Origin of the sequence: Streptomyces sp. NPDC001868 (assembly GCF_040297125.1) — a bacterium.
In the GTDB taxonomy this organism is placed as follows: Bacteria; Actinomycetota; Actinomycetes; order Streptomycetales; family Streptomycetaceae; genus Streptomyces.
Genome location: NZ_JBEOYO010000005.1, coordinates 62582 through 85073, shown reverse-complemented (window position 1 = coordinate 85073; position 22492 = coordinate 62582). Strand labels below are relative to the sequence as shown.

Here is a 22492-nt window from a genome sequence, read left to right as displayed (position 1 = left end):
CAGATCGAAGGCACCTGGGTACGTCCACTTGCGCGTCATGCGCCTGTAACCACCCGTCCGCCAGTAGATCGAAAGTCAAGGCTTGGCAAGGAACAGCGCCGAGATGTGTTCACTTCTTGAAAGCGATCATCTCCACTCGCACCCCATAACGCTCACATGAGCGGCTATCGGCACGCCTGAGTTCGTTCGATGAACGATCAAAGGGTGGCACCCAGTGCCACCCTTTGAAGTCGCAGAGTCGCCCGCGAATCGCTCATCTGAGCGCAAGCCCTATCAGGGGTGGCGAGAATCACGCAGTTCGAGGGGCCCGGATTTCACCATGCGGACCTGCTCCTGGGACAGAAACACGCCCGTCACACCCGCTCGCGCCCCCGCGCGCCCCTTCACACCCCCAGCGCCGCCAACCGCTCCTCGGCCCGCTCCGGCGCGTACAGGTACTCGACGACCAGCGCACCCGCCCCCACCAGGCCCGCCCGCTCCCCCAGCCTGGAGGTCACCACGTCCAGATGGGCCGTGGAGCGGGACAGGGCGCGCTGATAGAGCAGTTCGCGTACGCCCGTGAGGAAGGGGGTTCCGGCCAAATCGCCGGCGATCATCAGGACGCCCGGGTTCAGCAGGGTCACGACCGTCGCCAGGACGTCCCCAACGACCCGGCCCGCCTCCCGCGCGAGCGCCGCCGCCCCGGGATGCCCGGCGGTCAGCAGATCCCGTACATCGGATCCCGAGGCTGCCGGAACCCCGGCCTCCGCCAGTCGTCGGGCCACGGCGCCGCCGCTCGCGACCGCCGCCAGACAGCCGTACGAGCCGCACCTGCACAGCGCGTCCGCGCCCTGCGGGACCCGGATGTGGCCGATGTCCCCGGCGCCGCCGTCGACGCCCCGGTATATCGAGCCCCCGACCACCACGCCCGCGCCGATGCCCGTGGACACCTTGACCAGCGCGAACGCCGAGCAGTCGGCGTACCCGGTGCGCTGTTCGCCGTACGCCATGAGGTTGGCGTCGTTGTCGACGAGGACCGGGACGCCGGCCGGGCCGTTCGCGTGTTCGGTGAAGGCGCGGGCGAGGCGGCTCCTTATGTCGTAGCCGTCCCAGCCGGGCATGATCGGCGGCTGGACGACGCGGCCGGTGTCGGAGTCCACCGGGCCGGGCACGGCGAGGCCGATGCCGCAGACCGCGTCCGCCGGGCGGCCCGACTTCTCCAGCAACTCGGCGAACCAGCGCCCGAGTTCGTCCAGTACGGCGTCGGGGCCCTCCTCGATGACCAGGGTGCCGGTGTGCTCGGCCTGGATCTCGCCGGTGAGGGAGAGGACGGCGGCGCGGGCGTGGCGGGTGTCGAGGTCGGCGGCGAGGACGAGCGCGTGCGCATCGTCGAACTCCAGGGTGATGGAGGGCCGTCCGCCGAGCGGGGAGCCGACGGGGCCGCCGGCGCCCTCGCGGAGCCAGCCCGCGCGGAAGAGGCGGTCCAGACGCTGGCCGACCGTGGCCCGGGACAGGCCCGTGGCCTGCTGGAGCGCGCCACGGGTGGTGGCCCGGCCGCTGCGGACCAGCTCCAGCAGATCTCCGGCACCGGCGTGACTGCCCACCTTCACGGCCCTTCGCTCATGTCGTCATGTCGTTGTCGTCCGGTTGCCACGCGGTTCGCATGGCGTCCCCGGTGCCGCCATTGTCGCGGCCCCAGGGGAATCCGTTCCCGCTCACCCTCTTGCGCTCACCAACTCTGCATTACATATTGAGTTTTGCGTGTTAAGTAGACGTAACCCTACGGTAGCTACTGCCGAACCGGTCGGCACCTTGTCCTCAGGGAGCCCTGCGTGGACCGCACAACCCAGCTCACCGCCCGTCGCCCGGACCCGGGTGCGCACGTCGGAGGCGATGTATACGATCCGGTCGTGTCACCGGGGGCGGCGACCGCGTCGGCCGGTGCGCTGCACCGCGCGGCGGCGGACGTGCTGGCCGCCAACTGGACGGGCCGGTCCACGGTGCCGTCGCGCAAGCTGTATCCGCACCAGTGGTCGTGGGACTCGGCGTTCATCGCGATCGGGCTGCGGCATCTGTCGCCGCTGCGGGCGCAGACCGAGTTGGAGACGCTGCTCGCCGCGCAGTGGGGCGACGGACGGATCCCGCACATCGTCTTCAACCCCTCCGTGCCGCTCGACGCGTACTTCCCGAGCCCCGACTTCTGGCGCTCCTCGACCGCCGGGCGTACGGCCGGCGCCCCGAGCACCACGCAGACCTCGGGCATCGTGCAGCCGCCGGTGCACGCGCTGGCCGCGTGGCTGGTGCACCGGTCGGACCCCGGGCTGTCCCGGGCGCGCGGCTTCCTGTCCCGGGTGTATCCGCGGCTGGCGGCCTGGCACCGCTATCTGCTGCACCGCCGCGACCTGGGCGGGGGCGGGCTGGCCTCGGTCGTCCACCCCTGGGAGCAGGGCATGGACAACAGTCCGGCCTGGGACGCGCCCCTCGCCCGGATCACCCCGGCCCCGGCCCGCTCCTTCCGCCGCGCCGACCTCGACCACGGCGCCGCCGAGGACCGGCCGACGGATCTGGACTACGGACGGTATGTACGGCTGGCGGCGGACTACCGGGACGCCGGGTACCGGGACCGGGCGGTCGGGAGGAGCGGGGCCGGGAGCGGGGCCGGGGCCGGGAGCGGACGGAGTGACTTCGCCGTCGAGGATCCGGCCTTCAACGCCCTGCTCATCGCCTCCGAGCACGCCCTCGCCCGTATCGCGAAGGAGTTGGGTGCCCCGGGGACGGCCCGGCACGCGCACGCCGAGCGTCTGACGGCGGCTCTGGTGGAGCGGCTGTGGGATCCGGCGGAGGGGATGTTCTTCTGCCGGGACGTCACCACGGACGCCCTGATCCCCGAGCGCGGTGTCTCCGGCCTGATCCCCCTGCTGCTCCCCGGCCTCCCCCGCGACCTCACGGCCGCCCTCGTGCGCACGGTCCACGGTCCGCGCTTCGGGCTCGGCGACACCACCCGGCTCGTCCCCTCGTACGACCTGACCGGCGAGGCCTTCGATCCGCACCGCTACTGGCGCGGTCCCGCGTGGTTCAACACGAACTGGCTGCTGGAGCGCGGGCTCAGACTGCACGGGGAACTGGGCCGGGCCGACGCGCTGCGGGCGGCGCTGCTGGAGACCGCGGGGGCGTCCGGGTTCGCCGAGTACGTGGACCCGTACACCGGCGAGGCCTGCGGAGCCCTCGGCTTCGGCTGGACCGCCGCGCTCACCCTCGACCTGCTGCACCAGGACGACCGGGACCACGGCCACACCGACCACAGCCACCGTGAGCACCACGACGGCCGTGAGCCGCGCCGCGAACCACGTCAGGAACCGCGTCAAGAAGCGCACGACGGACGACACCACGACAACGAGGTCGTGTTCGGCATGGGTGACCAGGGAGGGGACCGGGGATGACGGACCGGCATCACCTGCTCGTGCGCGGCGGGACGTTCGCCGCCGTGGGCGACGGCGGCGACATCAGCGGGGTGCGGGGCGGCAGTTCCCCGGACGGGCTGTTCGTACGGGACGCGCGGCATCTGAGCCGGTGGCAGCTGACCGTCGACGGCGCGGTCCCCGAGACGCTGACGCCGGTCGCGGAGGGCGACATCGCGCGCTGTGTGCTCGTGCCCCGGGGCGGGCGCCGGGAGCCGCCCGCGTACACGCTCTTCCGTGAACAGGCCGTCTCCGACAGCGCGTTCGTGGAGACACTGCGCGTCACGAGCAACCGCCCGGTGGCGACGACGGTCCGGATCGCGATCACCGCGGACGCCGACTTCACCGACCAGTTCGAGCTGCGCTCCGACTTCCGTACGTATGCCAAGAGCGGTGTCGTCCGGAAGCGCGAAGTCCTCGACGACGGGGTGGAGTTCAGCTACCGGCGCGGTGAGTGGCGGTCGTGCACGACGGTGACGGCCGAGCCCGTGCCGGACAGTGTGGAGGAGACCGGGACGGGGGCGCGGCGCCTGGTCTGGGCCCTCGATGTCGCACCGCACGGCTCGGTGGAGCTGACCCTGCGGGTGATGGCCCGGCCGCACGGCGACCGGCGTGCCATCCGGGTTCCGCGCTCACCGGTCGCCGTGCACGAGCAACTCCGGTCCGCCGAGGACGAGTTCGTGGAGGGCGTGGCCTTCCCCACGGGCTGGCCGGAGCTGGCGGCGGCCTGCGCACGCGGTCTCGCCGATCTCGCCGCGCTCCAGGTCCCGGCGACCGGCCCGGACGGCGAGACGGTACGGGTGCCCGCCGCGGGGGCGCCCTGGTTCCTCACCCTCCTCGGCCGCGACGCCCTGCTGACCTCCCTCTTCACGCTCCCCTACCGGCCGGAGCCGGCCGCCGCCACGCTGCTCGCGCTCGCCTCGGCCCAGGCGACCGAGGTCGGCGTCGACTCGGTGGCCCAGCCCGGCAAGATCGTGCACGAGGTGCGGCACGGCGAGCTGGCGCACTTCGGGCAGGTGCCGTACGGGCGTTACTACGGCTCGGTGGACGCGACCCCGCTCTTCCTCGTCCTCCTCGGCGCGTACGTCGAGCAGACCGGGGACGTCACCCTGGCCCGCCGCCTGGAGCCCAACGCGCGGGCCGCGATCGGCTGGATGCTCGACCACGGCGGCCTCACCTCGCGCGGCTACCTCGTCTACCGCGCCGACCAGGGCGGCCTCGCCAACCAGAACTGGAAGGACTCCCCCGGCTCGATCTGCTCCGCCGACGGCGGCCGGCCCGCCGCCGGGCCGGTGATGGCGGCGGGCGCGCAGGGCTACGCGTACGACGCGCTGCGCCGCACCGCCGTGCTGGCCCGCACGGTGTGGGAGGACGAGGTGTACGCGGCGCTGCTGGAGCAGGCCGCCGGTGACCTCCGGGACCGTTTCCAGCGGGACTTCTGGATGCCCCGGCACGGCTTTCCCGCGCTGGCGCTGGACCGCGAGGGCGGGCAGGTCGACGCGCTCGCCTCGGACGCGGGGCATCTGCTGTGGTCGGGGCTGCTGGACAAGGAGTACGGGAAGGCGGTGGGGCGGCGGTTGCTGGAGCCCGACTTCTTCTCCGGGTGGGGGGTGCGGACGCTGGCCGCCGGGCAGCCGGCGTATCACCCGCTGTCGTACCACCGGGGGTCGGTGTGGCCGCACGACAACGCGCTGATCACGTTGGGGCTGGCGCGGTACGGGCTGCATGACGAGGCGCGGGCGGTGGCCTCCGGCATGGTGGACGCGGCGGGGGCGGCCGGGTATCGGCTGCCGGAGGTGTTGGCCGGGTACGGGCGGGATACGCATCCGGTGCCGGTGCCGTATCCGCATGCGTGTGTGCGGGAGTCTCGGTCGGCGGCGGCGCCGTTGGCGCTGTTGACCGCGGTGGGAGGGGCCTAGGCGCCGTTGGGGTGCGGGTTCGTCGGTGGGTGCGGGTTCGGTGGGGCTTCTCGCGCAGTTCCCCGCGCCCCTGAAAAGCACGGGGCTGCGCCCCTTGCAGCTTCGGCTGCGGGTGCGTCGTGGTTGCTCGCGCAGTTCCCCGCGCCCCTGAAAGGCGGGGGCTGCGCCCCCTGCCTTTCACCTTTGTGGGGCCCGGAGGCGCTCCAGTAGCCGTCCCGCCGTCTGCCTCGCTTCCGCCTCTGTCCAGGCCCACTCCGTGGTCGGGGGGCGGTGGGTGGTCCAGGTGTCCCAGTAGCTGCGGGCCTTGCCGTAGCGGTCGGCTACGAGGACGTGGGGGAGGCCGAGGAGGAGGGCGAGGACGTGGCCGTGGAGGCGGTCGGTGACGGCTACGCGGCCGGCGGTCAACAGGCGGCAGCCTCGGGCCAGTTGGAGGCGGGCGAGGCCGTCGTAGGCGGCGAGGAGGGCGGGAACGGCGCCGGGCGGGTCACCTGAGCCGGCGCGGCACAGGGCGCGGGCCCGGCCGCGCCAGAGGGCCTCCTTCGCCTGCCGCCAGTCGAGGTCGGCGCCCTCCCGGGTCCAGTCGAAGACGTACGGGCCGTCCTGCCGTGTGCGGGACGCGCCGCGCCCGGCCGGTGGGCCCTTCGCCGACTCCTTGTCCTCTCTCGCCAGCCAGACGACGTCATGGGCGACCGCGCCGCCGGCCAGCGCGTCCGGCGGTACGGCGAAGGCGAGGTCGGGGGCGAGCAGCGCGGGGGCCTCGAAGACCGTGCGGCAGCGGTGCAGGCTGTGCCGGTCGCGCAGCAGGAGTGTGAGGTCGGGGTGGGCGTCGAAGACGCGGCGGGCCCGGGTGAGGTTGGCGTGGTCGGTGAAGTGCACGGACTGGGGCAGCTGGACGATCCGGCGGTCCGGGAAGTCGCGCAGGACCTGCTCCCGCAGGAGCTGGCTGTCCTCCCACAGGTCACCGAGGTTGCCGCCGCCCGTGAGCATGATCGGGCCGTCCGGGAGGCAGGCCGCCAGGTGCCCGGCGTCGTACGACATCAGGTCGCAGGCGTAGCGCACCTCGGCCCCGAGCGCGCCGAGGAGCGCGCGCTGGCCGAGCCAGATCGCGCTGTCGCCGACGTTGGAGTTCAGCGGGGCGCCGATGACCGCGCACCGGGTGCCGGCCGGCACCAGCCGGTCCAGGACGGTGAGGACGTACGAGACGTAGTGCGCGCAGTGGGGGACGTAGGACGGGGGCGGGGTGTGCGGGGCGGGGGGCCGGGAGGGTTTGCACGGCTGGGCCGACGGTTTCCGCAGCGGCCGCTTCGAGGGCCTCTTCGCCGGATTCTTCGACTTTTTCGGTGTCTCATTCGCTCCGCACACCAAAACGCGCTACCCGGACATTTCCCCACTCATTCCGAGATGACGGAAACCGGCCGCACAACGACCGGAACACCGACAGAACGGGCAGCCCCGAACAACTAGCCTCCGGACGTGTCCAGTTCGGCTTCCTCGCCCACGCCCGCGCAGTCGTACGGGTCCTTGAGCCAGCCGTCGGGCAGGACGACGCGGTTGTTGCCGGAGGTACGGCCGCGCGGCCCGTCGGCGCCGACGGGCCAGGGCTGGTCGAGGTCCAACTCGTCCAGTCCGGCGCGGAGTTCGGCGAGGGAGGAGGTGATGGCGAGGCGTTTGCGCATCTCGGAGCCGACCGCGAAGCCCTTGAGGTACCAGGCCACGTGCTTGCGGAAGTCGATGACCCCGCGCGCCTCGTCGCCGATCCACTCGCCGAGGAGCGTGGCGTGGCGGACCATGATGTCGGCGACCTCGCGGAGGGCCGGCGCCGCGCCGTATCCGTCAGCGCCTCCGGCACGGGCTTCCGTACGGCCCTCGAAGGCGGCGACCAGGTCCGCGAACAGCCAGGGTCGGCCGAGGCAGCCGCGCCCGACGACGACGCCGTCGCAGCCGGTCTCCCGCACCATCCGCAGCGCGTCCTGGGCGGACCAGATGTCGCCGTTGCCGAGGACGGGGATCTCGGGGACGTGCTCCTTGAGGCGGGCGATGGCGTCCCAGTCGGCGGTGCCGCCGTAGTGCTGGGCGGCGGTGCGGCCGTGCAGGGCGATCGAGGTGACGCCCTCCTCGACGGCGATCCGGCCGGCGTCGAGGTAGGTGATGTGGTCGTCGTCGATGCCCTTGCGCATCTTCATCGTGACCGGCAGGTCGCCCGCGCCGCTCACGGCCTCGCGGAGGATGGCTCGGAGCAGGTTGCGCTTGTACGGGAGGGCCGAGCCGCCGCCCTTGCGGGTCACCTTGGGGACCGGGCAGCCGAAGTTGAGGTCGATGTGGTCGGCGAGGCCCTCGTCCGCGATCATGCGGACGGCCTTGCCGACGGTCGCCGGGTCCACGCCGTACAGCTGGATCGAGCGCGGTGTCTCGGTCGCGTCGAAGTGGATCAGCTGCATGGTCTTCTCGTTGCGCTCGACCAGCGCCCGCGTGGTGATCATCTCGCTGACGAACAGGCCCTTGCCGCCGCTGAACTCCCTGCACAGGGTACGGAAGGGCGCGTTCGTGATGCCGGCCATCGGGGCCAGGACGACGGGCGGCGAGACGGTGTGCGGACCGATCCGCAGGGGCGAGGCGGTCGCGTTCGAGGGCGTGGACATTCCCCCATTGTCACGCACACGGACGAACACCACGTCATTCATTAGTTAGGCACACTATTGAGTCAGGCGTACGATGGTGCGCATGCCCGAGCTCAGCCGCCGCCACCGTCTGCTGGTGCTCGCGATCTGCTGCACCAGCCTTCTGATCGTGAGCCTGGACAACACCGTCCTGAACGTCGCCCTGCCCTCGATGCAGCGTGACCTGAACGCGAGCCTCGCGGGTCTGCAGTGGACCATCGACGCCTACACCCTGGTCCTGGCCGCCCTGCTGATGCTGGCGGGCTCCACCGCGGACCGGATCGGCCGCAGACGGGTCTTCATGGCCGGCCTGGTGGTCTTCACGGTCGGCTCGGTGCTGTGCTCGCTCGCCCCGAACCTCGAATCGCTGGTCGCCTTCCGTATGGTGCAGGCGGTCGGCGGCTCGATGCTCAACCCGGTCGCCATGTCGATCATCACCAACACGTTCACGGATCCGCGCGAGCGGGCCCGGGCGATCGGTGTCTGGGGCGCGGTGGTGGGCATCTCGATGGCCGCCGGGCCGATCATCGGCGGGGTTCTCGTGGACTCCGTCGGCTGGCGCTCGATCTTCTGGATAAACCTTCCGGTCGGGCTGGCCGCGCTGCTGCTGACCTGGCGGTACGTCCCCGAGTCCCGCGCCCCGAAGGCCCGCCGCCCCGACCCCGTCGGACAGCTCCTGGTCATCGTGCTGCTCGGCTCCCTCACGTACGCGATCATCGAGGCGCCGACCGCGCCGGTCGCCGAGACCCTCGCGCTCGGCGGCGTCGCCCTGGCCGCGCTGCTGACCCTCCTGCGCTACGAGCCGCGCCGCGACGAACCCCTCATCGACCTGCGCTTCTTCCGCTCGGCGCCGTTCAGCGGGGCGACGGTGATCGCGGTCAGCGCGTTCGCCTCGCTCGGCGGTTTCCTGTTCCTGTCGACGCTCTACCTGCAGAACGTACGCGGCCTCGACGCCCTGGACGCCGGGCTGTGGATGCTCCCGATGGCGATCCTGTGCTTCGTCTGCGCGCCGGTCGCCGGACGGATGGTCGGCAGCCGGGGGCCGCGTCTGCCCCTCCTGATCGCCGGGACGGCGATGACCGCGAGCGGGGTGTTCTTCGCCGCGTTCGAGGCCGAGACCGGCAATGTCACCCTCGTCATCGGCTACGTCCTCTTCGGCCTCGGCTTCGGCTTCGTCAACGCGCCCATCACCAACACGGCCGTGTCCGGGATGCCGCGCGCCCAGGCCGGTGTCGCCGCCGCGGTCGCCTCCACCAGCCGCCAGATCGGCCAGACACTGGGCGTCGCGGTGATCGGCGCGGTCCTCGCGGCGGGCATCGGCTCGTCGTCGTACGCCGACTCGTTCGTCGCGGCGGCCCGCCCCGCCTGGTGGATCCTCGCGGTCTGCGGCTTCGTCGTACTCGTCCTCGGCGCCCTCACCACGGGCGCGTGGGCCCGGGGGACCGCCGAACAGACGGCGAAACGGCTGGAGTCGGCGGAGGTGCGGGACGCGGCGGGCGTCGGCTCGTAGGGGCCGGCACCGGGGACCGGGTAACCAATGGGATAACTCATCGTTCAACCTCCCCTGTTGATGTTGCTCTTGCCGCAGACTCCTCACGGACGTGGAACGCAACCGTGCGGGTGTCAGGGTGTCGGCTGGAGACGTCATGCAGCAGATCAACACGAGCAAGGTGAGCCGCTGGGATCAGCACGGGCGGGAGCACATCGTGCGGGTCCAGCGGTCGGGGGTGCAGCGCACGATCAGCTGCGACACCTGCGGCTGGCGCAAGGGCGCGCAGTTCCTGCCGTGGCTGAAGGCCGAGGAACACCTCGCCGAGGCCCACCAGGCGACGGTGGACCCGACGGACTCGTAACCGCCGCCGGCGTCAGGCCAGTTGGTCGAGGGCGTCGGCGACCTGGTCCATCACCCGCCGCCAGTGCGCCCGTTGGCGCTCGCGTTCCTCGGTGCTCGCCATGCGTTCCTGGTGGAAGACGAGGACGGTCCTGCCGCCGCCGGCCGCCGAGACGGCGACCTGGACGGTCGTGTCGCCGTAGGTGACGCGAATGCGGTCACCGGGCCGGTAGCCGCGCACCTCGCCCGTGGCGCCCTCGTCGGTCTCGTACGCGGCACCGCGCTCGGGAGTGAGCCGCGCCCCGGCCCCGAGCCACAGCTCCAGCCCCCGCGGTCCGCTGATGAACTCCCATACGGCGTCGGGTGACTGGGGCAGGGTGCGGGATACGCCGACTTCCCATCCGGCGTCCTTGGTGAGTCCGGTGGATCGCGTGGACATGAGGATCACCCTTTCTCGTGGACTGTTGCCCGGCGGGGCCGCTACTCGACCGGCGCCGCCCCGGAGCGGCGCACACGGTGGGCGCGGACCTTGTGGCGGTTGCCGCAGTGCTCCATCGAGCACCAGCGGCGGCGGCCGGGGCGGGAGGTGTCGACGTAGAGGAGGTAGCAGCGGTCGCCGGCGCACATGCGGATCCGTTCCGCGTACGGCCCGGTGAGGAGGTCGACGGCGTCGCGGGCGACCGTGGAGAGGAGCTGCGCCCCGGTCGCCGTGCCGGCGGCCCAGCCCCGGGTGCCGTCCGCGCCGATCGCCGGGGCGAGCGGCGGGCGGGCCGCGGCCTCGTTGACGAGGTCGAGGTCGGCGGTGTCCGCCGCCGCTATGCCCAGCTCGGGGAGCCCGGCGCCGCCGACGACGCGGGAGACGACCGTACGGGTCAGCGCGTCGCGCAGCCGCCGGGCGTACGCCACGTCGTCCGCCGTGACGTGGAGCGCGAGGGGCGTGGGCGTGAGCCGGGACTGATCGGCCCATGCGGTCAGGTCGTCGGGGGTGTGCAGCACCTCGTAGCGGGCCAGGGCGCCGGGACCGCCGGTGACGAGCAGCTCCAGACACAGCGCGCCCGGATCGAACCGGTAGACGTTCCCGGAGTAGGACCGCAGTCGGATGCCAGCCGCTGCCGACACTCCCGACACCCCCTTCGCAGCCGATGCCCTGGACGTCGAACCCATGTAACCAATATAACCGGTTACATGGCTACGACCACCGCACTGAACTGGAAACTGGTCATCGACACCCGGGACGCCCAGCCGCTGGCCGACTTCTGGGCCGCGGCGCTGGGCTACGAGGTGGAGGACCCGAGCACGCTGATCACCCACCTCCTCGCCACGGGCGATCTCCCCGAGGCCGCCGTCGCCGAGCACAACGGCCACCACGTCTTCCGCGGCTACGCCGCCGTCCGCCACCCCGACGACCCGTACGACCCCTTCACCGGCATCGGCAAGGGCCGCCGCCTCCTCTTCCAGGACGTCCCCGAACCCAAGACGGTCAAGAACCGCCTCCACATCGACATCCACGCGGACCCCGACGGCCTGGACACCCTGGTCACCCGCCTGGAAACCCTGGGCGCCACCCGCGTCGAGGAGTTCGACCGGGGCCCGGCGGGGCACTGGTGGGTGATGCGGGATCCGGAGGGGAACGAGTTCTGCGCGGCGTAGGCGTATGCCCCGCCGGGCCACCGCCCGCCCGGCGCCCGCGCGTTCAGGCCCGCAGCCCCCGCGCCACCAGGTCCACGACCGCCTCGAACTGGGCCTCGATGTCCGGCTGTAGCCAGGTGGGGGCGTAGGAGGGGTCGTGGAAGCGGGCGGTGGCGTGGAAGACGGCTCGGGCGGTGGGGGTGGGGTCGGGGCCGGGGGAGGCGAAGGTGCCGGTGGTCACGCCCGACTCGATGATGCGGGCCAGCTGGTCGGTCAGTTCGGTGATGTGGGTGCCGACCGCCTCGCCGTTCTCGTCCGCCAGGACCTGGTAGGTGGCGAACAGCTCGGGGTCGTCGCCGGCCTTGCGGCGCTTGGCGTCGAAGAGGGCGGTCAGCCAGGCGCGCAGCCGGGTCTCCGGGGCGCTGTCCTCGTCGGCGATCGCGGTCAGGGTCGCCGTCGTGCGGTCCAGCCAGCGCTTGGTCACCGCCTCCCGCAGCACCGCCTTCGTACGGAAGTGGCGGTAGACGCTGCCGTGACTGACGCCGAGCGCGCGGGCCACGTCGACCACGGTGGCCTTGGCGGGCCCGTGGCGGCGCAGGACCTCCTCGGTCGCTTCGAGGATGCGCTCGGCGGTCAGGGTCTCGGAGGTCGGTGACATGGTGGGAACCGTACCCGCAGGAGTGATCAGCGTTCGCTGTCGAGGTGTGCCATCTGCGCGGCCGGGTAGCGGTCGCCCGCGGCCGCGTCGGCCGGGACGGCGCCCTCGATCGCCGCCAGGTCGGCCGCGTCCAGGGTCACGTCCAGCGCGCCCAGCGCCTCGGTCAGCCGGTCGCGGCGGCGGGCGCCGACGAGCGGGACGATGTCCGTGTCGTGGCGCGGCCCCTGTGCCAGCACCCAGGCGATCGCGATCTGCGCGACCGACACCCCCTTCTGCTCGGCGATCTTCCGCAGGGCATCGACCATGTCCAGGTTGTGCTGGAGGTTCTCCCCCTGGAAACGGGGCGAGGAGGCCCGGAAGTCCCCCGCGCCCAGCTGCCGGTCGCGGGTGAAGTGGCCCGAGATCAGGCCCCGGGACAGGACGGCGTACGCCGTGACCGCGATGCCCAGCTCGCGCGTGGTCGGCAGGATCTCGTCCTCGATGCCGCGCGAGATGAGCGAGTACTCGATCTGGAGGTCCGTGATGGGAGCCGTGGCGGCGGCGCGGCGGATCGTCTCCGCGCCGACCTCGCTCAGGCCGATGTGGCGGACGTACCCCTTCTCGACCAGTTCCGCGATCGCGCCGACCGTCTCCTCGACCGGTACGCCGGGGTCGACCCGCGCGATCCGGTAGATGTCGATGTGGTCGGTGCCGAGGCGCTGGAGGGAGTACGCGGCGAAGTTCTTCACCGCCGCCGGGCGGCCGTCGTACCCGGACCAGCCCCCGTCCGGGTCACGCAGCGCCCCGAACTTGACGCTGGTCAGCGCCTGCTCCCGGCGGGCGGCGGGCGCGGTGCGCAGGGCCTCGCCGATCAGCAGTTCGTTGTGGCCCATGCCGTAGAAGTCGCCGGTGTCCAGCAGCGTCACGCCCGCTTCGAGCGCCGCGTGGATCGTCGCGATGGACTCGGCCCGGTCGGCGTCGCCGTACAGCGCGGACATGCCCATGCAGCCGAGGCCGAGGGCGGAGACCTGGGGGCCGGTGGTTCCGAGGGTGCGGGTCGGTGTCGTCGTGGTCATGACCCCACGATGGCATGACAGCTGACAGATTTCAATATCTGTCAGCTGTCAGCCGTCACCCTTCGACCCCTCCCTCCGTCACTTCACCTCGTTCCGTCAGCCCTGTCGCAGCGGGATCGCCAGGTCCACCACTTTCCGCCCCTTCGGGAAGCTCCCCATCGAACTCGCCTTCCCCGTCAGCAGGTTGACGCCGAACACCCGCGTCCCCGTCACCGCGTACCCGGCGTTCACCCCGCTCTTCGCCGAGCTGTAGATGTCGAACCCGGAGTCCGGCGGCACGTCGACGCCGAGCTTCCCGGTGGGGGCGAGGTTGCCCGCGTTGGCCGGGGACTGGACGGAGACCTGGTCCTGGGCGGTGTCCAGGTCGAAGAGGGTGGTCGCGGTGGTGGTGTCGAGGTCGTTGTTCGTGTACGCCGCTCCGGTCACCCCCTGGGCCGTGGCGCCGGTCGTGGCGGGCGGGACCGGCGGGTTGGTCAGGGTGCCGTCGACGGCCGTGGTGCCGGCGGCCGGGGCGCCCTGGGCATCGTCGAGGTTGTGGCGGAGGTTCTGTCCGGTGTCGCTGATCACCCGGAGTCGGTTGGCGGCGGGGTTGAAGTCGACGCCGTACGCCTTGCCCCGGAGGGCGACCGTGAGCTGGGAGACCTTGGTGGCCTTGGCGCCCACCTCGCGGATCGTGTAGATGCCGCCCCGGTCGCCGACGCCGTACAGCTTGTTGTTCTGGACGCGGTAGTCGATACCGATGAGCTTGGTGTCGCCCCGGAGGCCGCCCACCTTGCCGAGCGGGACGACGGAACCCGGCTTGTCGACGCGGAAGGCGACGAGCCGCTGGTCGGCGGTGAGACCGACGGCCTTCAGCCCACCGGTCACCCGCGCCCCGGCGCCGAGACCGCCGCCCTTGGACTCGATACCGGTTCCGGCGCCCGTGCCGGTGCCGGAGGAGTCGCTGCCCGCGACCCCGGTCGACGCCGACGATCCGCCCAGCACCCCGGATCCGACCGCGCCGACCGTCCCGATCGCCACCGCTATGGTCAGTACGCCGATGACTGCTTGCTTGCGCATGTGCGCCCCCGTGAGATGCGCGGCCCGCCCCCTGCGGGCCGTATGACCCCTTCTTCGGACCGGGGGAACGTCCGGATTGGTGGGTCGTACGAGATTTTTCCGGGCACTCCGGAAGCTTCCATGGTGTTCCAGAGGTTTCCATGGCATTCCGTTGGACACCAATCGCCCGCTCTCGGACAATTCGAGGTGCCTGTCAGCCCGTCAGGCCCGTCAAGCCCGTCACCGGCCGCGTGGCCCCAGGAGGGCGCATGACCATCCGTATCGCCACCTTCAACGCCGAGAACCTCTTCCGCCGGCCGACGGTGTTCGGCCTCGACGACGACGTGCGGCGCAAGGAGATCCTGGACGACTTCACCGAGTTGGCCGGCCTCCTCGACAAGGAGATCTACCAGGAGGCGGACAAGGAACGGATCGCCGAGCTGATCGTGAAGCACGGCGCGCACGACTCGGACCCGGGCAGCAGCCGGCCGTTCTTCGTCAACCAGCCCCGTGGCGGCGCCAAGCTCTACACGGTGTCCCCGACGGGCGGCCCCGCCATCAGGATCGTCGCCAAGGGGCGGGCCAAGTGGTCGGGTTGGGCCGAGATGGTGCGGGGCGACATCAGCTGGGACGCGGTGGAGAACACCGCCCGGGTGATGGCCGAGGTGGACGCGGACATCCTGCTCACCGTCGAGGTGGAGGACCGGCTCACCCTGGACCGCTTCAACACCCAGGTGCTGGGCGGGGCGATGGGGCACGACCCGTACCCGTTCAACCTGCTCGTCGACGGCAACGACAGCCGTGGCATCGACGTCGGCATCCTCAGCCGGTTCCCGGTGACCTCCGTGCGGTCGCACATCTTCGACCCCGGCGACGACGGCGGCCCGGTGTTCAGCCGCGACTGCCCCGAGTTCGAGGTCGAGGTCGCGGGCGAACCCCTGTGGATCCTCGGCAACCACTTCAAGAGCAAGGGCTTCGGCCGCGCCTCCGAGAACGACAGGCGCCGCAAGGCCCAGGCGAAGCGGGTCAGGGAGATCTACGAGGCCGCCCTCGAACGCTCCTCACGGGTCGTCGTGGCCGGCGACCTCAACGACACACTGACCAGTCCCCCGATCAAGCTCCTCCTCGACGCGGGCCTGCGCGAGGCCATGACCCACGAGAGCTACGGCACCAATCCCCCGGGCACCCACGGCACCGGCAAACGCGACGAACAGAAGCTCGACTACCTCATGTTCAGCCCGGAGCTGTGGGACCGCGTGACACACGTCGGCGTCGAACGCCGGGGCATCTGGGCCCCGAGAACCTTCGAGCCCTTCACCACAGTCACCTCAAAACTCAACCAGGCCTCGGACCACGCGGCCCTCTACGCCGACCTGGACCTGTAAAACGCAGAGTTCCCCGCACCCGTGAGGGCCGAAGGCCCTTCAAGGGGCGCGGGGAACTGCGCGACCAGCCACGAACAACCCGCGGCCGGCCCCTCACTCAAGCCGGGCAGACGCGAACCCGGCCCCGGCATCACGCGCCGACAAGCCGCCCAGCGAGGTAACCCTCGATCTGGTCCAAGGAAACCCGCTCCTGCTTCATCGAGTCCCGCTCACGCACGGTCACCGCGTTGTCGTCGAGCGTGTCGAAGTCCACGGTCACGCAGTACGGCGTACCGATCTCGTCCTGGCGCCGGTACCGGCGCCCGATCGCACCGGCGTCGTCGAACTCGATGTTCCAGTTCTGCCGCAGCGCCGCCGCGAGCCCCTTGGCCTTCGGGGACAGCTCGGGGTTGCGCGACAGCGGGAGCACGGCCACCTTCACCGGGGCGATCCGGTGGTCGAGCCGCAACACCGTCCGCTTCTCCAGCTTGCCCTTGGCGTTGGGCGCCTCGTCCTCGGTGTACGCGTCGAGCAGGAACGCCAGCATCGTCCGGCCGACACCGGCCGCCGGCTCGATGACGTACGGCGTGTACCGCTCGCTCGACTCCTGGTCGTAGTACGACAGGTCCTGGCCGGAGGCCTTGGCGTGGGCGGAGAGGTCGAAGTCGGTGCGGTTGGCGACGCCCTCCAGCTCACCCCACTCGTTGCCGCCGAACTGGAAGCGGTACTCGATGTCGGCGGTGCGCTTGGAGTAGTGGGAGAGCTTCTCCTGCGGGTGGTCGTACCACCGCATGTTCTCCTCGCGCATGCCCAGGCCGGTGTACCAGTTCCACCGCTCCTGCATCCAGTACTCCTGCCACTTCTCGTCCTCGCCCGGCTTGACGAAGAACTCCATCTCCATCTGCTCGAACTCGCGGGTGCGGAAGATGAAGTTGCCGGGCGTGATCTCGTTGCGGAAGGACTTGCCCATCTGCGCGATGCCGAACGGCGGCTTGCGGCGCGAGGTGGTCTGCACCTGGGCGAAGTTGGTGAAGATGCCCTGGGCGGTCTCGGGGCGCAGATAGGCGACCGAGCCGGTGTCCTGGGTGGGGCCGAGGTGGGTGGAGAGCAGACCCGAGAACTGCTTGGGCTCGGTGAACTGGCCCTTGGTGCCGCAGTTGGGGCAGTTGACGTCCGCGAGGCCGTTCTCCGGCAGGCGGCCCTTCTTCGCCTCGTACGCCTCCTCCAGGTGGTCCGCGCGGAACCGCTTGTGACAGGAGGTGCACTCGGTGAGCGGGTCGGAGAAGGTGGCGACATGGCCGGAGGCGACCCAGACCTCGGGGGCCAGGATGACGGACGAGTCGATACCGACCACGTCCTCGCGCGACGTCACCATGTAGCGCCACCACTGACGCTTGATGTTCTCCTTGAGCTCGACACCCAGCGGTCCGTAGTCCCAGGCGGCCTTCTGGCCGCCGTAGATCTCGCTGCAGGGGAATACGAAGCCTCGGCGCTTGCTCAGGCTGACGATGGTGTCGATCTTGTCGGCGGCCACGGTGCTCTCTTCATTACGACGACGGGCGACGAAGCGATGCGCCCCTGGAGGGAAGCGAACGCGCTTCAGAGCGAATGCTTCAGGTTACCGGCGGGGCCTGCCCTCCGATCAAATCGGTTCGAAGAAGGAGACGGCCGGAGACGGACAAGAGCCGGACAAAGGCCTTACCAAGGGCTTACCACCAGCCTTGTTGACAATCGTTTCCAGATAAGATGAAAATGACTGTCATGAACGCAGTACGACGACGAGTCCTGATACCCGCGGCGGCGACCGCGGCCGCCGCCCTGAGCCTCACCACGCTCTCGGCCTGCTCCACCGACAGTGCCGCCGCAGGCAACACGGACAAGTTCGACGTCGTCGCGTCGTTCTACCCGATGGCCTTCCTCGCCGAGCAGATCGGCGGGAAATACGTGAACGTCACCAGTCTGACCGAGCCCGGCCAGGAGCCGCACGACCTGGAGATCAGCGCCCAGCAGACGGCCGCGCTCCAGGAGTCGGACGCCGTGCTCTACCTCAAGGGCCTGCAGCCCTCCGTGGACGACGCGGTCGGGCAGTCCGAGCTGAAGACGAAGATCGACGCCGCCACGCTGACGACGCTGGAGCACCACGGCAACGAGGTCGGCGGCCACTCGGAGGAGCACGACGAGCACGAGAACGAGGAACTGGCCGGCAAGGACCCCCACGTCTGGCTCGACCCCGTGAAGTACGCGGAGATCGCCAAGGGCGTCGGCGCCGCCTTCGAGAAGGCCGACCCGGACCACGCGGACACCTACAAGACCAACACCGAGGCCCTGGTCGAGAAGCTGGGCGCGCTGAACGACCAGTTCGAGAACGGTCTGAAGACCACCGACACCAAGATCTTCATCACCACCCACGCCGCCTTCGGCTACCTCGCCGAGCGCTACGGCCTCACCGAGGAGGCCATCTCCGGCCTCGACCCCGAGTCCGAGCCGAGTGCCGCGCGGGTCAAGGCACTTGAGAAGATGGCGAAGGCCGACGGCGTGACCACCGTGTTCTACGAGACACTGGTCAGTGACAAGACCGCGAAGACCATCGCCGCCGACGCGAACCTCAAGACCGACGTCCTCGACCCGATCGAGGGCATCACCGAGAAATCGCGCGGCAAGGACTACTTCTCGGTCCAGGAAGCCAACCTCAAGGCCCTCCAGACGGCCCTGGGAGCCAAGTGACCTCATTGACCCTTCGGAGGCAGCAGGCATGACCGAGCCCGTCATCTCGTTGCGCGGCGTCCGCGCCGAACTGGGCTCGCGCACCGTCCTGCGCGGCATCGACCTCACCGTGCGCCGCGGTGAGGTCGTCGCGCTGCTCGGCGCCAACGGCTCCGGCAAGTCCACCGCCGTACGCACGGTGATCGGGCAGGTGCCGGTCAGTGACGGCGAGATCGAGCTGTTCGGCACCCCGCGCCGCCGCTTCCGCGACTGGAAGCGCCTCGGATACGTACCGCAGCGCACGACGGCGGCGGGCGGTGTCCCGGCGACCGTGACGGAGATCGTGGCCTCGGGCCGGCTCTCCCGCACCCGCCTCGGCATCCTCCGCAAGGCCGACCACGAGGCGATCCGGCACGCCCTGGAGATGGTCGGCATGGCGGACCGCGCCAAGGACTCGGTGAACGCCCTCTCCGGCGGCCAGCACCAGCGCGTCCTGATCGCCCGCGCCCTCGCCTCCGAACCCGAACTGCTGATCATGGACGAGCCGATGGCGGGTGTCGACCTGGCCAGCCAGGAGGTGCTGGCCGAGACGCTCCGGGGGCAGGTCGAACGCGGTACGACCGTGCTGCTGGTCCTGCACGAACTCGGCCCGCTGGAGCCGCTGATCGACCGCGCGGTGGTCCTCCGCGACGGCTGTGTCACCCATGACGGCCCGCCCCCGAAGGCGGTCGGCCAGCACGCGCTGCCCGGCCACGACCACGTCCACCCGCACGCGGCACCGGGCACGGAGCCGGTCCGTACGGGCCTGCTGAGCTGAGAAGGCATTCGCGATGGAGATCCTCAACTACGCCTTCATGCAGCGGGCCCTGCTCGCCGCCGTCCTCGTCGGCATCACCGCCCCCGCGATCGGCGTCTACCTCGTCCAGCGCCGCCAGGCCCTCATGGGCGACGGCATCGGCCATGTCGCGATGACCGGCGTCGGCCTCGGCTTCATGCTGTCGTGGTCCCCGGTGTGGATGGCGACGCTGGTGTCCGTGCTGGGCGCGGTCCTCATGGAGCTGATCCGCTGGTACGGCAGGACACGCGGCGACATCGCGCTCGCCATGCTCTTCTACGGCGGCATGGCCGGCGGTGTGATGCTCATCAACCTCGCGCCCGGCGGCACCAACGCCAACCTGATGTCGTTCCTCTTCGGCTCGCTGTCGACCGTGTCGCAGGAGGACATCACCGCGATCTGCGTCCTGGCCGCGTTCGTGATCGTGATGACGCTGGCCCTGCGCCGGCAGCTGTTCGCGGTCAGCCAGGACGAGGAGTTCGCCCGGGTCACCGGCCTGCCGGTCCGCGCGCTGAACCTGCTGACGGCGGTCACGGCGGCGGTGACCGTGACGGTCGCCATGCGCGTCGTCGGCCTGCTGCTGGTGTCCGCGCTGATGGTCGTCCCCGTCGCCGCCGCACAGCAGTTGACCCGCAGTTTCGCGGCGACCTTCGCGGTCGCGGTCGCCATCGGGGTCTCCGTGACCATCGGCGGCACGGTCACCTCGTACTACCAGGACGTGCCGCCCGGCGCGACGATCGTGCTGCTCGCCATCGCCGCGTTCATGGTGCTCACCGCGCTGGCCACGCCGCTGGCCAGGCGGCGTGCGAAGGCCCTGGAAGCGGCCGCCGGCGACCCGGGGGAATGTGTGATCCCGAAGGCCCGTGAGGCCGCCGGGGCGGGAGTGGCCGGGGATGCGGTTCCGGCCAGTCGGAGCTCCGTCGAGGGGTCCGCCGGTTGACCGGTGTCCGACCGGGGACGGTGCGGACTGGCACAATGGCCCCCGCAAGACCGCTACGTGAGGAGGCAACGGTGACGACCGCTGGACCTGTACGAGGTCGTTCCACCCGGCAGCGGGCGGCCGTGGCCGCGGCACTGGACGAGGTCGACGAGTTCCGCAGCGCGCAGGACCTCCACGACATGCTCAAGCACAAGGGCGACTCGGTCGGGCTCACCACCGTCTACCGCACGCTGCAGTCCCTCGCCGACGCGGGCGAGGTCGACGTCCTGCGCACCTCCGACGGCGAGTCCGTGTACCGCCGGTGCTCGACCGGCGAGCACCACCACCACCTCGTCTGCCGCGTCTGCGGCAAGGCCGTGGAGGTGGAGGGCCCGGCGGTCGAGAAGTGGGCCGACGCGATCGCCGCGGAACACGGCTTCGTGAACGTCGCCCACACGGTGGAGATCTTCGGCACCTGCGCGGAGTGCGCGGCGAAGACCTCGTAGACCACGACGCCGGAGGTCAGGCCCTGGCCGGGCTTCGCACAAGCCTCGTCAGGCCTTGCGGCCGAAGCAGCGCTCCAGCTCGTTCAGGTCGTAGAAGGAGCTGTTCTTCGCCACCGGGCGGCAGCCGCTCCTGAACGCGGTCTCCTTCTCGTTGTAGAGCATGCGAACCAGCAGGGTGGAGCCCTTCTTGAAGACGTCCCACTGGATGTTCGCGCCCAGCGGTGCCACGTTCGCCCCGCGCCAGGGGTTGTCGGCGTAGATGTACGGCCGGCCGGTGGTGGCGCCCTTGGTGCTGCCGGGCAGGCCCATCAGCGCGGCGAGCGGGATGATCTCCTCGGCGTGGGTGAACCGCAGCTCCGCGCCCAGCTCGCTCGTCCCGTCGCGCTTGGCCTCGACCTGCTTGAAGAAGTCGTCGAGCAGGACGTCCGCCATCTTGTACGTGATGTCGCCGTCGGCGAAGCTCGGGCCCTTCTCGTAGAAGTCCTCGACGTCGCCGAGGTAGCCGAACCAGGCGGCGTCGCGTTGCGTCGCCCCAAGCGCCTCACTGGCGTGCACCAAGTGCTATACCCGGGTCAGGCCCTCGCGGTCGAGGGCGGCGCGGAGCCGGTCCGTGTCGGCGGGGTCGGCGAGGCCCCGCTTCGGCAGCACGGTGAGGCGGGGCGCGTGGGCGCCGCTGAGGAGGACGAAGGTGTGCGGGGTCTCCGCGTACCGGGACACCTGTGACCAGCGGGCCGCCCGTTCGGTGCCCCGGTCGTGCGCGACCGTGACACCCCACAGGTCCAGCACCGTGCGGTGGACGCCGAGCGGTGCCGCCCGGCGATGCAGCAGCCGGGCCTGGACGTACGGGAGGACCAGCAGCCCGAGCACCGGCGCGGCCGTCATCACGAGGACCCTGGGGTCGGGCACGACGCCGAGCAGCAGGGGCACCGCCCCCAGGACCAGCCCCGTTCCGCCGGAGAAGAGCAGCAGCCCCCTCCCCCACCGCCCGGCGGCCGAGGCCCGCGCCGACACGCGCAGCGCCTCGCGGAAGTCCCCGGCCGTCGTCCGGTACACCAGCTCGATGTTCTCCCCACCGGCCTGCGCCAACGGTCAGTCCTCCGTCCGGCCCTCCATGGCGAGCAGTTCCTCGTTCGGGATGGCGCCGCCGAAGCGGCGGTCGCGGGAGGCGAACTCCACGCAGGCGCGCCACAGGTCACGGCGGTCGAAGTCCGGCCACAGCACGTCCTGGAAGACCATCTCGGCGTAGGCGCTCTGCCAGAGCAGGTAGTTGGAGGTGCGCTGCTCGCCGCTGGGGCGCAGGAACAGGTCGACGTCCGGCATGTCCGGGTAGTAGAGGTACTTCGCGAAGGTCTTCTCAGTGACCTTGGAGGGGTCCAGCCGGCCCGCGCGAATGTCCTCGGCGAGGGCCTGGGCGGCGTCGGCGATCTCGGCCCGGCCGCCGTAGTTCATGCAGAAGTACAGGGTGAGCAGGTCGTTGTCCTTGGTCTGCTCCTGGGCGACCTGGAGTTCCTTGGCGACCGACTTCCACAGCTTGGGCATCCGGCCCACCCAGCGGACCCGGATGCCCAGTTCGTCGAGCTGGTCGCGGGTCTTGCGGATGAAGTCGCGGTTGAAGTTCATCAGGAAGCGGACCTCGTCGGGCGAGCGCTTCCAGTTCTCCGTGGAGAAGGCGTAGAGGGAGATGTTGCGCACGCCGATCTCGACCGAGCCCTGGAGGACGTCGAGCACGCGCTCGGCGCCGACCTTGTGGCCCTCGGTGCGCGGCAGCCCCCGCTCCTTGGCCCAGCGGCCGTTGCCGTCCATGACGATCGCCACATGCTTGGGGACCAGCTCACCGGGGAGCTTGGGCGCGCGGGCGCCGGACGGGTGCGGCGTCGGTGCCTTGTACTCGCGGCGCTGACGCCCCAGGAACCCGCGTACCACCATGTGCTTCTCGTCTCC

21 protein-coding genes and 1 pseudogene are annotated in these 22492 nt (G+C 71.1%); 10 read left to right on the top strand and 12 right to left on the bottom strand.

Going from position 1 to position 22492, the window contains the following annotated elements; all coding sequences use genetic code 11:
* Positions 1 to 383: 383 nt before the first annotated feature.
* Positions 384 to 1583 (bottom strand): ROK family protein, encoded by a 1200-nt coding sequence (locus ABT147_RS08240; RefSeq protein ID WP_351403615.1) that lies wholly within the window; start codon positions 1581 to 1583, stop codon positions 384 to 386.
* A 228-nt stretch (positions 1584 to 1811) separates the two neighbouring features.
* On the opposite strand from ABT147_RS08240, the gene ABT147_RS08235 reads away from it, so the two are divergent.
* Together ABT147_RS08235 and ABT147_RS08230 are read left to right on the top strand one after the other, a co-directional pair.
* Positions 1812 to 3419 carry an MGH1-like glycoside hydrolase domain-containing protein gene (locus ABT147_RS08235; protein ID WP_351403419.1) on the top strand — a complete coding sequence of 536 codons (1608 nt, stop codon included), beginning with the start codon at positions 1812 to 1814 and terminating at the stop codon, positions 3417 to 3419.
* Complete coding sequence (locus ABT147_RS08230; protein WP_351403418.1) at positions 3416 to 5356, top strand: amylo-alpha-1,6-glucosidase; 1941 nt, start codon at positions 3416 to 3418, stop codon at positions 5354 to 5356. Before ABT147_RS08235 ends, ABT147_RS08230 begins: the two co-directional genes overlap by 4 nt.
* Positions 5357 to 5533: 177 nt before the next feature.
* On the opposite strand, the gene ABT147_RS08225 is transcribed toward ABT147_RS08230, so the two are convergent.
* Together ABT147_RS08225 and dusB are read right to left on the bottom strand one after the other, a co-directional pair.
* Positions 5534 to 6718: a polysaccharide pyruvyl transferase family protein gene (locus tag ABT147_RS08225; RefSeq protein WP_351403417.1), complete on the bottom strand. Its 1185-nt coding sequence runs from the start codon at positions 6716 to 6718 to the stop codon at positions 5534 to 5536.
* 98 nt (positions 6719 to 6816) lie between these two features.
* A complete protein-coding gene (gene dusB, locus ABT147_RS08220; RefSeq protein ID WP_351403416.1) occupies positions 6817 to 7995 on the bottom strand; it encodes a tRNA dihydrouridine synthase DusB in 1179 nt (392 codons plus the stop codon).
* Between the two features lie 82 nt (positions 7996 to 8077).
* Here dusB and ABT147_RS08215 point away from each other — a divergent pair, with 82 nt between their 5' ends.
* Positions 8078 to 9523 (top strand): MFS transporter, encoded by a 1446-nt coding sequence (locus ABT147_RS08215; RefSeq protein ID WP_351403414.1) that lies wholly within the window; start codon positions 8078 to 8080, stop codon positions 9521 to 9523.
* Between the two features lie 136 nt (positions 9524 to 9659).
* A complete protein-coding gene (locus ABT147_RS08210; RefSeq protein WP_351403413.1) occupies positions 9660 to 9866 on the top strand; it encodes a hypothetical protein in 207 nt (68 codons plus the stop codon).
* Positions 9867 to 9878: 12 nt separating this feature from the next.
* On the opposite strand, the gene ABT147_RS08205 is transcribed toward ABT147_RS08210, so the two are convergent.
* Together ABT147_RS08205 and ABT147_RS08200 are read right to left on the bottom strand one after the other, a co-directional pair.
* Complete coding sequence (locus tag ABT147_RS08205; protein ID WP_351403412.1) at positions 9879 to 10283, bottom strand: SRPBCC family protein; 405 nt, start codon at positions 10281 to 10283, stop codon at positions 9879 to 9881.
* A gap of 41 nt (positions 10284 to 10324) precedes the next feature.
* Positions 10325 to 11008, bottom strand: coding sequence for a CGNR zinc finger domain-containing protein (locus ABT147_RS08200; RefSeq protein ID WP_351403411.1), 684 nt, complete (start codon positions 11006 to 11008; stop codon positions 10325 to 10327).
* 21 nt (positions 11009 to 11029) lie between these two features.
* Between ABT147_RS08200 and ABT147_RS08195 the strand changes: the two genes are divergently transcribed.
* A complete protein-coding gene (locus ABT147_RS08195) occupies positions 11030 to 11494 on the top strand; it encodes a VOC family protein (protein WP_351403410.1) in 465 nt (154 codons plus the stop codon).
* Between the two features lie 43 nt (positions 11495 to 11537).
* Here the strand turns inward: ABT147_RS08195 and ABT147_RS08190 are convergent, their stop codons facing one another.
* The 3 genes from ABT147_RS08190 to ABT147_RS08180 all read right to left on the bottom strand — a co-directional run bounded on the left by ABT147_RS08190 (position 11538) and on the right by ABT147_RS08180 (position 14245).
* Entirely contained in the window at positions 11538 to 12131 is a 594-nt protein-coding gene (locus tag ABT147_RS08190; RefSeq protein WP_351403409.1) for a TetR/AcrR family transcriptional regulator, read from the bottom strand.
* 26 nt (positions 12132 to 12157) lie between these two features.
* Positions 12158 to 13186, bottom strand: a complete 1029-nt coding sequence (locus tag ABT147_RS08185) for an aldo/keto reductase (protein ID WP_351403408.1) — start codon at positions 13184 to 13186, stop codon at positions 12158 to 12160.
* A gap of 96 nt (positions 13187 to 13282) precedes the next feature.
* On the bottom strand, positions 13283 to 14245 hold the full coding sequence (locus tag ABT147_RS08180; RefSeq protein ID WP_351403406.1) for a DUF4394 domain-containing protein: 963 nt from the start codon (positions 14243 to 14245) through the stop codon (positions 13283 to 13285).
* Positions 14246 to 14493: 248 nt separating this feature from the next.
* On the opposite strand from ABT147_RS08180, the gene ABT147_RS08175 reads away from it, so the two are divergent.
* Complete coding sequence (locus ABT147_RS08175; protein ID WP_351403405.1) at positions 14494 to 15609, top strand: endonuclease/exonuclease/phosphatase family protein; 1116 nt, start codon at positions 14494 to 14496, stop codon at positions 15607 to 15609.
* Positions 15610 to 15739: 130 nt separating this feature from the next.
* Here ABT147_RS08175 and ABT147_RS08170 read toward each other — a convergent pair whose 3' ends face one another.
* Positions 15740 to 17122, bottom strand: coding sequence for a glycine--tRNA ligase (locus tag ABT147_RS08170; RefSeq protein ID WP_351403404.1), 1383 nt, complete (start codon positions 17120 to 17122; stop codon positions 15740 to 15742).
* Between the two features lie 227 nt (positions 17123 to 17349).
* Between ABT147_RS08170 and ABT147_RS08165 the strand changes: the two genes are divergently transcribed.
* The 4 genes from ABT147_RS08165 (at position 17350) to ABT147_RS08150 (ending at position 20551) form a co-directional block, all read left to right on the top strand.
* Entirely contained in the window at positions 17350 to 18312 is a 963-nt protein-coding gene (locus ABT147_RS08165; RefSeq protein ID WP_351403403.1) for a metal ABC transporter substrate-binding protein, read from the top strand.
* A 28-nt stretch (positions 18313 to 18340) separates the two neighbouring features.
* A complete protein-coding gene (locus tag ABT147_RS08160) occupies positions 18341 to 19108 on the top strand; it encodes a metal ABC transporter ATP-binding protein (protein WP_351403401.1) in 768 nt (255 codons plus the stop codon).
* A 13-nt stretch (positions 19109 to 19121) separates the two neighbouring features.
* Positions 19122 to 20066 (top strand): metal ABC transporter permease, encoded by a 945-nt coding sequence (locus ABT147_RS08155; RefSeq protein ID WP_351403400.1) that lies wholly within the window; start codon positions 19122 to 19124, stop codon positions 20064 to 20066.
* 71 nt (positions 20067 to 20137) lie between these two features.
* On the top strand, positions 20138 to 20551 hold the full coding sequence (locus ABT147_RS08150) for a Fur family transcriptional regulator (RefSeq protein ID WP_351403399.1): 414 nt from the start codon (positions 20138 to 20140) through the stop codon (positions 20549 to 20551).
* A gap of 48 nt (positions 20552 to 20599) precedes the next feature.
* Here the strand turns inward: ABT147_RS08150 and ABT147_RS08145 are convergent.
* The 3 genes and pseudogenes from ABT147_RS08145 to ABT147_RS08135 all read right to left on the bottom strand — a co-directional run.
* Positions 20600 to 21073 (bottom strand): annotated as a pseudogene (locus tag ABT147_RS08145) (histidine-type phosphatase); the annotation flags it as partial.
* 39 nt (positions 21074 to 21112) lie between these two features.
* Positions 21113 to 21637, bottom strand: coding sequence for a YcxB family protein (locus ABT147_RS08140; RefSeq protein WP_351403398.1), 525 nt, complete (start codon positions 21635 to 21637; stop codon positions 21113 to 21115).
* 3 nt (positions 21638 to 21640) lie between these two features.
* Positions 21641 to 22477, bottom strand: a complete 837-nt coding sequence (locus ABT147_RS08135) for an isoprenyl transferase (RefSeq protein ID WP_351403397.1) — start codon at positions 22475 to 22477, stop codon at positions 21641 to 21643.
* Positions 22478 to 22492 lie beyond the last annotated feature (15 nt).

Excerpts from the sequence above, each read along its gene's own strand:
- ABT147_RS08230 (WP_351403418.1), top strand. The coding sequence starts at position 3,416 with ATGACGGACCGGCATCACCTGCTCGTGCGCGGCGGGACGTTCGCCGCC.
- dusB (WP_351403416.1), bottom strand. The coding sequence starts at position 7,995 with ATGTCCACGCCCTCGAACGCGACCGCCTCGCCCCTGCGGATCGGTCCG.
- ABT147_RS08215 (WP_351403414.1), top strand. The coding sequence starts at position 8,078 with ATGCCCGAGCTCAGCCGCCGCCACCGTCTGCTGGTGCTCGCGATCTGC.
- ABT147_RS08210 (WP_351403413.1), top strand. The coding sequence starts at position 9,660 with ATGCAGCAGATCAACACGAGCAAGGTGAGCCGCTGGGATCAGCACGGG.
- ABT147_RS08205 (WP_351403412.1), bottom strand. The coding sequence starts at position 10,283 with ATGTCCACGCGATCCACCGGACTCACCAAGGACGCCGGATGGGAAGTC.
- ABT147_RS08200 (WP_351403411.1), bottom strand. The coding sequence starts at position 11,008 with ATGGGTTCGACGTCCAGGGCATCGGCTGCGAAGGGGGTGTCGGGAGTG.
- ABT147_RS08195 (WP_351403410.1), top strand. The coding sequence starts at position 11,030 with ATGGCTACGACCACCGCACTGAACTGGAAACTGGTCATCGACACCCGG.
- ABT147_RS08190 (WP_351403409.1), bottom strand. The coding sequence starts at position 12,131 with ATGTCACCGACCTCCGAGACCCTGACCGCCGAGCGCATCCTCGAAGCG.
- ABT147_RS08185 (WP_351403408.1), bottom strand. The coding sequence starts at position 13,186 with ATGACCACGACGACACCGACCCGCACCCTCGGAACCACCGGCCCCCAG.
- ABT147_RS08180 (WP_351403406.1), bottom strand. The coding sequence starts at position 14,245 with ATGCGCAAGCAAGCAGTCATCGGCGTACTGACCATAGCGGTGGCGATC.
- ABT147_RS08175 (WP_351403405.1), top strand. The coding sequence starts at position 14,494 with ATGACCATCCGTATCGCCACCTTCAACGCCGAGAACCTCTTCCGCCGG.
- ABT147_RS08165 (WP_351403403.1), top strand. The coding sequence starts at position 17,350 with ATGAACGCAGTACGACGACGAGTCCTGATACCCGCGGCGGCGACCGCG.
- ABT147_RS08160 (WP_351403401.1), top strand. The coding sequence starts at position 18,341 with ATGACCGAGCCCGTCATCTCGTTGCGCGGCGTCCGCGCCGAACTGGGC.
- ABT147_RS08155 (WP_351403400.1), top strand. The coding sequence starts at position 19,122 with ATGGAGATCCTCAACTACGCCTTCATGCAGCGGGCCCTGCTCGCCGCC.
- ABT147_RS08135 (WP_351403397.1), bottom strand. The coding sequence starts at position 22,477 with ATGGTGGTACGCGGGTTCCTGGGGCGTCAGCGCCGCGAGTACAAGGCA.